The organism is Synechococcus sp. UW86 (assembly GCF_900474085.1).
Lineage (GTDB): Bacteria > Cyanobacteriota > Cyanobacteriia > PCC-6307 > Cyanobiaceae > Parasynechococcus.
On record NZ_UCNU01000015.1, the window covers coordinates 132,940 to 145,499 of the forward strand.

Consider the following 12,560-nt stretch of genomic DNA (forward strand, 5'->3'; position numbering starts at 1 on the left):
CCCGCTGATCGAGGCGATCAGCGCTCCATTGCAGCAACGCTCTTTAGGGCGCCGGCAGTGAGCACCTCATGGCCGGTCTCGGTGACGGCAACGTCGTCTTCGATGCGGATGCCGATGCCTTTCCAGCGATCGTCAATCTCTGGCTGTCCTTCCGGCACGCTGAGGCGATCGCTGACGTAAAGACCGGGCTCAACGGTGAGCACCATGCCTGGCTCCAGCGGCGCAGGTTGCTCACCGAGCCTGTAGGCCCCCACGTCATGCACATCCAGACCAAGCCAATGGCCGGTGCGGTGCATGTACAGGTGGCGGTAGTCACCTCGCTCGATGATGCCGTCCACATCCCCGATCAGCAGGCCCAGGTCCACCAGGCCCTCCACCAGAATTCGCAGAGCGGTGTCGTGCACCGCCTCCGCCGTGCCGCCGGGAGCCACAACGGCAACTGCAGCTTCCTGAGCCTCCAGCACCAAGCTGTAGAGCTCCCGCTGTTCCGCCGTGAAGCGGCCATTCACCGGGAAGGTGCGGGTGATGTCGCCGTTGTAGTAATCCTCCAGCGAACAACCGGCATCGATCAGCAGCAGGTCACCGTCCTGCAGCGGGGCCGTATTGGCGGTGTAATGCAGCACGCAGGCGTTATCACCACCAGCGACGATGGATCCGTAGGCCGGACCGCGGGCCCCGTTGCTGCGGAAGTGGGCCTCCATCGCCGCCTGCACCTCGGCTTCGTTCATGCCCGGACGGGTCATCGATCGGGCCAGCTCGTGGGCTTCTGAGGAGATGCGGCAGGCCTCCCGCAAACGCTCCAACTCATGGGGCTCCTTGCGCAGCCGCAGGCGATGCAGGATCGGCGTTGGTGCCACCAGGCCCAGGGCCGCCGTCCCCGTGCGGGCATAGGTGTCCAGTTGCCGCCCCCAGGCCGAAAGCACCATCGATTCCACCGATGTATGGCGGCCCACCCGGAAGGCGATGGCTTCGGCACCGGCGAGGTACTCGGGCAGTTTTTCGCTCAACTGATCCAGCGGATGGGCCAGGTCCGCCCCATAGCGCTCAACCGCGCCTTCGGTGCCCCAGCGGAAGCCGGTCCACACCTCAGCCGCCGGGTCCTTGGGCTGCACAAACAGCACGTAGCGCTCCCCTTCCGGTCGATGCGGCAGCAGCAGAGCCACCGCATCCGGTTCATCAAAACCGGTGAGATAAAAGAAATCGCTGTCCTGCCGGAAGGGCCATTCGCAGTCGGCGTGATGGGTCGCCAATGCCGCGGCCGGAATCACCGCGGCGGCAGCGCCGAGTTGCTCCATGAACAGGGCGCGACGGCGCGCGTGGATGCCGGAGTCGAAACCGTTCACAGCAGCAGAGCGTTCAGGGGAACAGGATGGCAGTTGGCAAGGCCGAACTGGCCAGGGCCTCTACGATGCAAGGAGTTTCAGACGGCAATGAGCTCCGATCTCCTGGTGCTGTTGCTGCTGGTTTTGGTGGTGCTGCTGGGTTCGGCCCTCTGTTCCGGAGTGGAAGCCGCGCTGTTGACCGTGAGTCCAATCCGGGTGCACGAGCTGGCGGCCCGGGAACGTCCCGTGGCCGGGGCCCGGCGGCTGGCGCAGTTGCGTCAACGGCTGGGGCGCACCCTGTCGGCTCTAGTGATCGCCAACAACGGCTTCAACATTTTCGGCAGCCTGATGCTGGGCGGTTATGCGGCCTGGGTGTTCGAGCAGCGCAACATCAGCGGTGTGGCACTGCCGGTGTTCTCGGTGGGTCTGACTGTCCTGGTGATCCTGCTGGGTGAAATCCTGCCCAAAGCCCTCGGAAGCCGTCTGGCCCTGCCGGTGGCCCTGGCCAGCGCACCCCTGTTGCATTGGCTCGGCCTAGTGCTCAGGCCGCTGGTGCTGCTGCTGGAACGGATGCTGCCGGCCATCACCGCCGAAGCGGAACTCAGCACCAATGAAGAGGAGATCCGTCTGCTGGCTCGCCTGGGCTCCCAGAAGGGAGAGATCGAAGCCGATGAAGCCGCGATGATCGGCAAGGTGTTTCAGCTCAACGACCTCACCGCCCGCGACCTGATGACGCCGCGGGTAGCGGCCCCCACCCTGGACGGGAGCCTCAGCATCGAAGCCCAGCGGGCCAAGCTGATGAGCACAAACGACCCCTGGTGGGTGGTGCTGGGCGATCAAGTGGACAAGGTGCTTGGCGTGGCCAGCCGCGAGCGGGTGCTCACCGCCCTGTTGGAGAACCGCGGCCTGCTCACACCCGTTGACCTCTGCGAACCGGTGGAATACGTGCCCGAGATGATCCGGGCTGATCGGCTGCTGACGGGCTTCCGGCGCGACAGCGGTGGTGTGCGCGTGGTGGTGGATGAATTCGGTGGCTTTGTCGGCGTGATCGGTGCCGAATCGGTGCTAGCCGTGCTGGCCGGCTGGTGGCGCAAGCCAGCAGCATGAGCGGGATGCAACCCACCCCGCCCCATACCGTTGAGCGCTGCCAGCTGCTGCTGGAGCACTGGCGCAGTCAGCTTCAGCTGAGCCCACGGGACCAGGGACTGCTGGGGGGTGAATTGCGGCTGCTGGATCGTCAGCTGCAACGGCTGCAGCAACGAAGCCTGCGCATTGCTCTGTTTGGTCGGGTGGGGGTCGGCAAATCCAGCCTGATCAATGCCTTGATCCGCCGGCCCCTGCTGGCAACGGATGTCGCCCACGGCAGCACCCGCCATCAGCAGGCGGTGGACTGGCCCGTGGAGATTGCAGGGCTGACCAGGGTGGAACTGGTGGACACCCCCGGCATTGATGAAATCGATGCCGCCGGGCGGGCTCGCTTGGCCTCCCGCGTGGCCATGGGGGCTGATCTGGTGCTGCTGGTGGTGGACAGCGACCTGACCCGGGCCGACCTGGAGGCCTTACAAACCCTGCTGGAGAGCGGCAAGCCCCTGCAGCTGGTGCTGAACCGGAGCGACCGCTGGCCAGAGCAGGAACGTGCCGAACTGCTGCGCAGCATCCGCGACCGGCTGCCGGTGGATCTGCCGATCACCGCGGCAGCGGCAGCGCCCCGCAGCCCCCAGATCCAGGCCGATGGGCGGGTGCGCAGCACGATCACGACGCCGCAGGTGCAGGATCTGCAGAAGCAGCTCTGCTGGCAGCTGGAGAACGAAGGCACCCTGCTGTTGGCGATTCAGTCGCTGCGCCAGGCCGACCGCTTCCAGAGGGCCTGCCAAGCACTGCGGCTGCAACAGCACCGCCGCACGGCCCAGAGCCTGATCGGTCGTTATGCAGCCGCCAAGGCCACCGGCGTGGCCGTCAACCCTGTAATGGCATTGGACATGGCCGGAGGCATGGCCTGCGACACCGCCCTGGTGCTGCAGCTCAGCCGTCTCTACAACCTGCCGATGACGCCAGCGGCGGCACGGCTGCTGCTCACCAGACTCTCCAGCCACAACGCCTTGTTGGGCGGGGTACAGCTGGGGCTGGCGGCCCTCAAGCAGGCCCTGCTGCTGCTGGTGCCGGTGAGCGGCGGCGCCAGCATGGCCCCTGCAGCGCCGGTGGCCCTGGCCCAGGCCGCCCTGGCGGTGCATGCCAGCCGCCGAACGGGGCGTCTGGTGGCGCAGCAGTTGCTGCGACGGCGCGGTGGACAACCCGGTGCGCTGTTGCGCCGCCTGGCCGAACGTGATCCCGTGGTGCACCACTGGCTGTTGCGCTGGCCCAAAGCCCTGGAGCAGGATCTGCAACCACTGCTGCCCTGAGATGACCGCTGCTGCCATCGCTTTGCTGGGCACCAGCGCCGATCCACCCACCCGCGGCCATCAGGTGCTGCTTGAGGGGCTGTTGAACCGCTACGGCCAGGTGGCGACATGGGCCAGCGACAATCCCCTGAAACAGCACGATGCCCCCCTGGAGTTGCGAGCGATGCTGCTCGGCCAGCTGGTGCAGCAACTGCAGGATGAACGTCTCGAGCTGGCCCAGCATCTGAGCAGCCCTTACACCTTGATCACCTTGCAACGGGCCGCCCAGTATTGGCCTGATCGCAACCTTGTGTTTGTGGTGGGCAGCGATCTCGCTGGCCAGATTCCCCGCTGGAAACAGAGCGATTGCTGGCTGCCGCAGTGCCGCCTGGCCATCGCCCCCCGCAAGGGTTGGCCCCTCGAGGAGGCGACGCTGCAGGCCCTGCGCGATCTAGGCGGACAGGTGGAGCTGCTGGATCTGGAGGTTCCCGCCACCGCCAGTTCGCAACTGCGCCAGCAACCGAATCAAGCTCAGATCCCTGAAGCGGTGTGGCCGCTGTTGCTCCAGCACAATCTTTATGGCCTTTCGGGGAGCCTCTGCTGATGCGCATCGCCCTTGCGCAACTCAACCCCGTAGTCGGCGACTTCGAGGGCAACGCGAAGCGGATTCTGGAGGCCGTGCGCAGGGCAGAAGAGCAGGCTGTTGAGCTGGTGCTCACCCCTGAACTCTCCCTCTGGGGGTACCCCCCCCGGGACCAGTTGCTCGAGCCCAGCCGCATCCAGCAACAGAACACGGTGCTGCAGTGGCTGGTGAACCAACTGCACAGCAGCGTCACTCTCTTGGTGGGAGCTGCGCTGCCCGCATCAGATGCCCGCAGTCCACGGCTGCACAACGGTGTGGTGCTGGTGAATCGTCTGGGCTGGCGGCCGATTGCCCAGAAACAGCTGCTGCCCAGTTACGACGTCTTTGATGAGCGGCGCTACTTCCGCCCCGGTGATGGCCCCTGCCTGCTCAGCCTGCCCAACGGGAAGCGACTGGGCCTCACCATCTGCGAAGACCTCTGGGTGGATGACGGCCTGCAGCGCGAGCGCCTGGACGGACCGGATCCCATCGATCAACTGATCCCCGAACAGCCGGATCTGGTGATCAATCTGGCGGCTTCCCCCTTCGATGCCTCCAAGCCAGCCTTGCGCCAACAGCTGGCGGCGGCGGCGGCGCAACGCCTCAATTGCCCACTGATCTACCTCAATCAAGTGGGGGGCAACGACGAGCTGGTGTTCGACGGGGCCAGTTTTGTGGTGGGAGCCGATGGCGCCGTGCAGCTGGAGCTCCCCGTCTGTGAGGAGCACCTGGCGGTCTGGGACAGCGGCCATCCCACCCCTGTGCAGTCCCACGGCCAGATTCAACCCATGGATCCCCTGGAGCGGCTGTTCCGCGCCCTGGTGCTTGGGGTGCGTGATTACGCCCGGAAATGCGGGTTCAACAAGGCATTGCTGGGGTTGAGCGGCGGCATCGACTCAGCGCTGGTGGCCGTGATCGCCAGCGCAGCCCTTGGGAACGAGGCGGTCTCAGCGCTGTTGATGCCCTCCCCCTGGAGCTCTTCAGGATCCATCGACGACGCCTTGGCCTTGGCCGAACGGTTGGGACTGCAGACCAACACAGTGCCGATCGCCGGCCTGATGGAGGGCTACGACCAGGCCCTCACTGCACCGCTCGGAGCAACGCCCCAGGGTGTGACGGCGGAAAATCTGCAATCACGCATTCGCGGCACCCTGCTGATGGCCGTGGCCAACCAGCAGGGCCAACTGCTGCTCACCACCGGCAACAAATCCGAGCTGGCCGTGGGGTACTGCACCCTCTACGGCGACATGAACGGCGGGCTTGCGGTGATTGGCGATCTCTACAAAACCAGCGTGTTTGCCCTGTGCGACTGGCTCGACAGCGACGCAGCCCGGGGCTGCCGCCAGGCGCTGGGACTCCCGACCCACGGGGAACTGGTGGGGGAGGCGATTCGACGCAAACCCCCAAGCGCCGAGCTCAGGCCCAACCAAAAAGACAGCGACTCCCTGCCCGACTACGACGCTCTGGACGCCCTGCTCAAAGCCCTGATCCAGGAGCGCCAGTCTGGACCAACCCTGGTGGCGGCCGGCCATGATCCCGCCCTGGTGGAGCGGGTGGAACGGCTGCTGAAACGGGCCGAGTTCAAGCGACGCCAGGCGGCACCGTTGCTCAAGGTGAGCCCCCAGGCCTTCGGCAGCGGCTGGCGGTTGCCCATTGCAGCGGCCTAAAGCCATCCCACCCTTGAGATGTGGCGGGTTGCGCGCAGCGGAGCCAGATTGAAGGGATCTCCTTGAAGCCGCCATGGCCGCCTCCGTTCTCTCGGCCCCGATGGCCAGCATCGGTGTGCCGAAGGAGATCAAGCTCGATGAGCAGCGCGTGGCGCTGACTCCCGATGCGGTGCGGGAACTGGTGAGCCAAGGCTTGGAGGTGCGCATCGAAACCGGAGCCGGGGCTGGAGCGGGAATCGGTGACGACGCCTTCGCCGCCGCCGGTGCCCAAATGGTGAGCCGCGACGAGGCCTGGGGCGCCCATTTGGTGGTGAAGGTGAAGGAACCGCAGGCGGAGGAATTTGTCTATCTGCGGAAGGACATGGTGCTGTTCACCTACCTGCACCTGGCCGCCTATCCCAGCGTTGGCGAGGCTCTGCTGGAGGCAGGCACCGCTGCCATCGCCTACGAAACCGTGCAGCTGGAGAACGGCAGCCTGCCGTTGCTGGCACCGATGAGCGAAATCGCGGGGCGCTTGGCGGCCCAGGTTGGAGCTCACCTGCTGGAGAAACCCCACGGCGGCCGAGGCGTGCTGATGGGGGGCTGCACCGGCGTGCAACCGGCCCGGGTGGTGGTGCTTGGCGCCGGCACCGTGGGATGGAATGCCGCACGAACGGCCGCCGCCATGGATGCCGAGGTGTTGCTGCTCGACCGCTCACCCCAGCGGTTGCGCAGCCTGGAGGCCGACCGGCGCGGTCGCTTGATGAGTGTGGTGAGCAGCCGTGGGCTTCTGGAACGGTTGGTGCCAACGGCGGATCTGGTGATCGGAGCCGTCCTCACCCCCGGTGGGCGCGCCCCCACCCTGGTGGACGAGCAGATGGTGAAGCAGATGCGGCCCGGTTCGGTGATCGTGGATGTGGCCATCGACCAAGGCGGCTGCATCGCCACCAGCCAGGAGACAACCCACCGCGATCCCACCGTGACCATCCACGGCGTGCAGCACTACGCCGTGGGCAACATGCCTGGTGCGGTGCCGTTCACCTCCACCGAAGCCCTGGTGAGCGTGACCCTCCCGTACATCCTGGGCATCGCCGGGCGGGGCCTGGAGGAAGCGGTGACGGAACGACCGGAACTCATCTCCGGCCTGAACACGGTGCAGGGATCGGTCTGCCATCCCGGCGTGGCCAAAGCACTTGGGGTTCCGCCGCGGCATCCGATGGCCTGCCTGCGTTAGCCCTCCAAGTGGAGTGCACCCACATAGAGCCAAGGACCATCCTCCGCGCCGTCGCGCCGCTGAAACAGGGAGGTTTCCTTCAGCACCCCACCGTGGTAACGGGCTTCAAACTGCACCGTTCCCTCCAGATCCCGCGGGCCGCCGGCGCTGACAGCCAGCACCGTCAAGCCGAGCCAACGGGTCTGCCGGCAACTCCGCTCCAGGGAACGACGCCGCTGCTGTGCTGGAACATCCGGCTCGGGATGGGTGGCCAGCAGATAGTCGATCTCGCCACGCGCAAACGCTGAATATCTGGAGCGCATCAGCTGTTCAGCCGTTTCGGCACGCTGATCACCGCGATGCAGGGGCCCGCAGCAGCTGCAATAAACACCACCCCCACAGGGGCAAGGGCTCTGATCGAAGGCTCCACCAAAACCGCCAGGCATCAATCCAACCGTTGCAGCGCTGGTAGTGGCCGGCCCAGGGATGCCGGACTCAATCCCTCCCGCAGCGCCAGCACCAACCCTGCTGCCTCGCTGTAACTGCTGGCCTGAAGAACGCCCTGGCTCAAGCCAAGGGCATCAGCCGTGACCGACAGCACCGCGGGGTTCTCCACTGTGATCAGCGGAACATTCCGTTCCAGACAAGCCAGCACCGCTTCACCCCCCAGGGCGCCTGCGGGCACCACAACCGCCCCCAATTGCGTCGCATCAAGATCGCCAGGCTGCCGGGGGGCGCTCACCAGATCCGGAGCCCGGCTCAGCCCCACCAGCACGCAGGCCAGGAAGGTGTAGCCGAGCTCCTCACCCGCCGCCCTTGGATCCAGCTGCGGATCCAGGGGCAAGGGGTCCAAGGCCGGAGCGTGGGCACAGGGGATCTGCAAGTGCTGCACCAGCAGGTGGCTGATCACCGCTTCAGCACCGGCCAGAGCATCCACGCCACTGCCCTGTCGATACGCCGCCAACGCGTCACTCTCCGGATCCTCCGGGAAGCGGGCCACCACTGCAATCGCCGTCGCCCCGGCCTGCTTCAAGCGTTCACCGGCTCGCAACAAGGCATCAGGACGCCCCAATCGCCCCCAGCTGGCGCCACTGGCACCACACTCAAGCGTCACCTCAAGCGGCGCATCCGTGGAAACCACCGGACCAATCTCCAAACCCAGGCTGGCTCGGCAGCCCTCAGCCACCTGAATCTGGCGCTGGGCCAGCTCGGGCTCGATGCCGGCATCCAGCAGCAAGCCGATCCGTTGCCTTCGCACCGGCCGCAGGGCCCAGTCACCCACGGCAAACCGATCGAGGCCATAACCCTCCACATAGAGCACGCGGGAATCGCTCCAATACAGGGAAGCCCCGTTCATCACATTGGGATGGGTGATCAGGCAGCCGCTCGCTGCAGCAAGCAAGCGGGCTGACGGCAAAGCGTCACCTGCAAAGCCACCGATGTCGCAACCGATGCCCGTGGGCACCAGCATCAGCGTTGGCATCGGGGCCGAGCTCATGCGCTGATCACCGCCTCCACCTGGATCATTCGGCCACCATCGGCGCTGGAGTGCACTGCTGTAAGGGCCCAACGCAGCAGATCACCCTCCTGAGCCAACTGCTGACGGATCCAGCTGCGCAGCTCAACCAACGGCACATCAGCAGGCCAAGGAAACTGGCGTTGCAGGCTGGTGAGCCTCACTTCTGGTATTGACCGAATTGGGCTTCATAGAGCGCATCCTCTTGCCCCGCCTTGAGGGTGAGATCGGCCCGCGGGAAAGCCACGCACAGCAGGCTGTAGCCCCGCTGCTGAAGCTCACCCTTCACACCCATGGCATCGGGCTGCTCAACACTGCCCTCGCTGATCACCGCAGCACAAGTGGTGCATACCCCGGAGCAGCAGGAGCTGGGGAGGGTGATGCCAGCGGCCTCAGCAGCATTCAGCACCGTCTGGTCAGCGCGGCAGGGAAAGCTGTGGGTTTCGCCTTCGAACTCGGCGCGGACGGTGTAGGTGGCCACGTCGGACATGCCGGGCTCAACAAGAAAGACGCCGCATTCTCTCAGGCAATGGGCTCGTCCAGCGAGTCCCAATGGCGAGGGTGGGGCGCCAGATATTCCGGCGAACCACCCTGCACAGGTGCTGTCAGCACGAAATCAAAACTGATGGAACAGCGCAGCTCGTCTGGGGCGTCGTTGGGCAGAACGCTGTGGTGCAGGCTCGACGGAAACAGCACCAGCAAACCAGGGAGTGGGGCCAGATCCCAGTGGGCCTGATTGAACGGGTGGCCTTCAGCGATCGGGCCGCCATAACCCACGGCCAAACCCGCCACCAACTCATTGGGTTGATCGGACGCATGCAGCCGCAACACGCCTTCTTCTCCCGAGCCGTTACCCGTGAGGTAGAGAACAGCGCTGAGATGGGCATTGGGGTGATGGTGGCGGCCAACCGCTTGATCCCAATCACTGATCACCGGCCAGCAACGCTGCAGATGCAGGGCCACTTGGCTTCGCTCAAACCCAAGCGAATCGAGATAGCACCAGGCCTGCTCAACCACCAGCTGAGCCAAGGCCTGAAAGGGCTGCTGTTGATGCAGCTGCCACACCCCATGCAGGTCCCCCGTCCAGGCGCAGCCTTCATTGGGGTTGCCCTCGGCCTGGCCGCGAAGCTCCAACAGAGCCTGCATGCAGGACGCCTGCTGCAAAGGGTCGAGAGGAAGTTGCGTCGTTGCCACGACGGTGGGGAAGAGCTGATGAAGCTGAAGCACGCCCACGCCCTCAAACCGCTCCGCTTCACCGTAAACACAGCACAAAAAAGCCGGCCCCGAAGGACCGGCTGTCTATGAATCGATCGACCGAAAAGATCAGCCGAAATGGTTAGCCAACAGCGGCAGCACCACCTGCAACTTCCAGGATCTCCTGGGTAATCGCAGCCTGACGGGCCTTGTTGTAGTCAAGGGTGAGGGTCTTGGCCAACTCCTTGGCGTTGTCGCTGGCGTTGTTCATGGCCGTCATCCGGCTGGCCAGCTCGGAGGCTGCAGATTCCTGCAGGGAACGCAGCATCTGGTTCTGCAGATACAGCGGAAGCAGGGCATTCAGCAACTGTTCAGGGGTCTGCTCAAACACGATGTCCGAAGGAATCTTCGGCTCAGTGTTGGCAGGACCTGCACCAGGCTCCACCGTCAGAAGGCCGTCCTTGGTGGTGAGACGGAAGATCTCATCCTCGGGATCAGCAATGTCCTGAGGATCCAAGGGCAGGAGGGTCTGAACCACGGGCTTGCAGCTCACCAGGTTGATGAACTTGGTGAAGATCAGCTCGACGCGATCGGTGCTTTCAGCCAGGAACTCAGCCAGTAGATCCGTGGAGATCGTGTTGGCCTCATCGGCGGTGGGCACCTGTTCCAGACCGGAGAAGGTGGCCTGGATCGGGTAATCGCGACGGGTGAAGTAGCCGATGGCTTTGGTACCGATCAGCAGCAGCTTCACGTCGAAGCCTTTGCCCTTCAGCTCAGCAAAACGCTGTTCCGTGCGCTTGATGATGTTGGCGTTGTAGCCACCGCACAGGCCGCGGTCGCCGGTGACCGCCACCAGGGTGATGGTCTCCACATTGCGCTGCTGCATCAGGGGAGATGCCGCATCTTCGAAACCCATGCGGGACTGGAGGTTTTCCAGGATCCGGGCCAGCCGATCCGCAAAGGGACGACTGCGGAGCACTTGCTCCTGGGCGCGGCGCACCTTGGCCGCAGCCACCAGGCGCATGGCCTCGGTGATCTTGCGGGTGTTTTTGACCGACTTAATTCGGTCTCGGATTTCCTTGAGATTCGCCATGTCGGCAGCTCCTTCAGGCCGCGGAGGCGACCATGGTGGACACGACTTCGGTGATGGCGTCCTTGAGGATCGCCTCAGCCTCAGGGCTCATCACTTTCTTCTCCTGGATTTCGGTGATGAACTCAGCCTTGTTGGACTTGAGGTACTCGCGCAGTTCGCGGGAGAAATCAACAACCTTGTCGACGGGGACGTCGTCGATCAGGCCCTTCACACCGGCGTAAACGATGGCGACCTGCTCAGCCAGGATCAGGGGGCTGAACTGAGGCTGCTTGAGCAGCTCACGCAGGCGCTTGCCACGCTCCAGCTGCTGCTGGGTGGAGGCGTCCAGGTCAGAAGCGAACTGGGAGAAGGCGGCCAGTTCGTCGAACTGGGCCAGCTCCAGCTTGAGGGTGCCGGCAATCTTCTTGATGGCCTTGGTCTGGGCAGCACCACCCACCCGGCTCACGGAAATACCCACGTTGATCGCAGGACGCAGACCGGAGTTGAACAGGTCGGAGCTGAGGAAGATCTGACCGTCCGTGATCGAAATCACGTTGGTGGGGATATAGGCCGAAACGTCACCGGCCTGGGTCTCGATGATCGGCAGTGCAGTCATGGAACCCTTGCCCATGGCGTCAGACAACTTGGCTGCACGCTCGAGCAGACGGCTGTGGCAGTAGAAGACGTCGCCGGGGTAGGCCTCACGACCAGGCGGACGACGCAGCAGGAGCGACATCTGGCGGTAAGCAGCAGCCTGCTTGGAGAGATCGTCGTAGATCACCAGGGTGGCCTTGCCCTTGTACATGAAGTACTCGGCGATGGTGGCACCGGTGTAGGGGGCCAGGTACTGCAACGCAGCGGGCTCGGACGCGTTGGCCGCCACAATCACGGTGTAGTCGAGGGCGCCGCGCTCACGCAGCACTTCAACGACGTTGGCCACGGAAGCAGCCTTCTGACCCACGGCGACGTAGACGCAGATCATGTCCTGATCCGCCTGGTTCAGGATCGTGTCGATCGCGATGGCGGTCTTGCCGGTCTGGCGGTCACCAATGATCAGCTCGCGCTGGCCACGGCCGACGGGGATCATCGCGTCGATGGCGGTGATGCCGGTCTGCATCGGCTCATGCACCGACTTGCGCTGAATGATGCCGGGCGCCATGGATTCGATCAGGCGCGTCTCGCTGGTGGCGATTTCGCCCTTGCCGTCGATGGCGCGGCCCAGGGAGTTCACCACCCGGCCCAGCATGGCTTCACCCACGGGCACAGCGGCGATCTTGCCGGTGGCCTTCACCGTGCTGCCTTCCTGAATGCCGTAGCCCTCACCCATCAGCACCGCGCCGACGTTGTCGTCTTCGAGGTTCAGGGCGATGCCTTCAGTGCCGTCCTCAAATTCAATGAGTTCGCCGGCCATGGCTTGCTGCAGGCCGTAAACGCGGGCGATGCCGTCGCCCACGGTCAGAACGGTGCCGACATTGCTGACGGAAACCGACTTGTCGTAGTCCTCAATCTGCTTCTTGAGGATGGCGCTGATCTCGTCGGGACGGATGGAAACCATGGCGTGTGATCCCTGCTGGGAGTTGGGGAGGAAGGAGCGGTG

At 64.7% G+C, this 12,560-nt stretch carries 13 protein-coding genes; 5 read left to right on the plus strand and 8 right to left on the minus strand.

Annotated elements, in window-relative coordinates:
- Positions 1-17 precede the first annotated feature (17 nt).
- A complete protein-coding gene (locus DXY04_RS07995; protein WP_115161664.1) occupies positions 18-1,343 on the minus strand; it encodes an aminopeptidase P N-terminal domain-containing protein in 1,326 nt (441 codons plus the stop codon).
- An 87-nt stretch (positions 1,344-1,430) separates the two neighbouring features.
- On the opposite strand from DXY04_RS07995, the gene DXY04_RS08000 reads away from it, so the two are divergent.
- The 5 genes from DXY04_RS08000 (at position 1,431) to ald (ending at position 7,202) form a co-directional block, all read left to right on the plus strand.
- Complete coding sequence (locus tag DXY04_RS08000; RefSeq protein WP_114989496.1) at positions 1,431-2,429, plus strand: CNNM domain-containing protein; 999 nt, start codon at positions 1,431-1,433, stop codon at positions 2,427-2,429.
- Positions 2,426-3,721, plus strand: a complete 1,296-nt coding sequence (locus DXY04_RS08005; RefSeq protein WP_115161700.1) for a GTP-binding protein — start codon at positions 2,426-2,428, stop codon at positions 3,719-3,721. Before DXY04_RS08000 ends, DXY04_RS08005 begins: the two co-directional genes overlap by 4 nt.
- A gap of 1 nt (position 3,722) precedes the next feature.
- Positions 3,723-4,304: a nicotinate-nucleotide adenylyltransferase gene (locus DXY04_RS08010; protein ID WP_115161665.1), complete on the plus strand. Its 582-nt coding sequence runs from the start codon at positions 3,723-3,725 to the stop codon at positions 4,302-4,304.
- Positions 4,304-5,989 (plus strand): NAD+ synthase, encoded by a 1,686-nt coding sequence (locus tag DXY04_RS08015; protein ID WP_115161666.1) that lies wholly within the window; start codon positions 4,304-4,306, stop codon positions 5,987-5,989. Before DXY04_RS08010 ends, DXY04_RS08015 begins: the two co-directional genes overlap by 1 nt.
- A gap of 73 nt (positions 5,990-6,062) precedes the next feature.
- Positions 6,063-7,202, plus strand: coding sequence for an alanine dehydrogenase (gene ald / locus DXY04_RS08020; protein WP_114989499.1), 1,140 nt, complete (start codon positions 6,063-6,065; stop codon positions 7,200-7,202).
- Here ald and DXY04_RS08025 read toward each other — a convergent pair.
- The 7 genes from DXY04_RS08025 to atpA all read right to left on the minus strand — a co-directional run bounded on the left by DXY04_RS08025 (position 7,199) and on the right by atpA (position 12,518).
- The gene (locus DXY04_RS08025) at positions 7,199-7,627 is read right to left on the minus strand and encodes a YchJ family protein (protein ID WP_115161667.1); all 429 of its coding nucleotides are present in this window, start codon (positions 7,625-7,627) and stop codon (positions 7,199-7,201) included. The genes ald and DXY04_RS08025 overlap by 4 nt on opposite strands.
- Positions 7,627-8,679: a DUF3326 domain-containing protein gene (locus tag DXY04_RS08030; RefSeq protein WP_115161668.1), complete on the minus strand. Its 1,053-nt coding sequence runs from the start codon at positions 8,677-8,679 to the stop codon at positions 7,627-7,629. Before DXY04_RS08030 ends, DXY04_RS08025 begins: the two co-directional genes overlap by 1 nt.
- Positions 8,676-8,816 carry a hypothetical protein gene (locus tag DXY04_RS08035; protein ID WP_244278625.1) on the minus strand — a complete coding sequence of 47 codons (141 nt, stop codon included), beginning with the start codon at positions 8,814-8,816 and terminating at the stop codon, positions 8,676-8,678. The genes DXY04_RS08030 and DXY04_RS08035 overlap by 4 nt, the downstream gene beginning before the upstream one ends.
- Before the next feature lie 41 nt (positions 8,817-8,857).
- Complete coding sequence (locus tag DXY04_RS08040) at positions 8,858-9,187, minus strand: 2Fe-2S iron-sulfur cluster-binding protein (protein ID WP_115161670.1); 330 nt, start codon at positions 9,185-9,187, stop codon at positions 8,858-8,860.
- Positions 9,188-9,219: 32 nt separating this feature from the next.
- Positions 9,220-9,930, minus strand: a complete 711-nt coding sequence (locus DXY04_RS08045) for a putative 2OG-Fe(II) oxygenase (RefSeq protein WP_115161701.1) — start codon at positions 9,928-9,930, stop codon at positions 9,220-9,222.
- Between the two features lie 103 nt (positions 9,931-10,033).
- Positions 10,034-10,984, minus strand: a complete 951-nt coding sequence (locus DXY04_RS08050) for a F0F1 ATP synthase subunit gamma (RefSeq protein ID WP_115161671.1) — start codon at positions 10,982-10,984, stop codon at positions 10,034-10,036.
- 13 nt (positions 10,985-10,997) lie between these two features.
- Positions 10,998-12,518, minus strand: a complete 1,521-nt coding sequence (gene atpA, locus DXY04_RS08055; protein ID WP_011365131.1) for a F0F1 ATP synthase subunit alpha — start codon at positions 12,516-12,518, stop codon at positions 10,998-11,000.
- Positions 12,519-12,560: the final 42 nt, after the last annotated feature.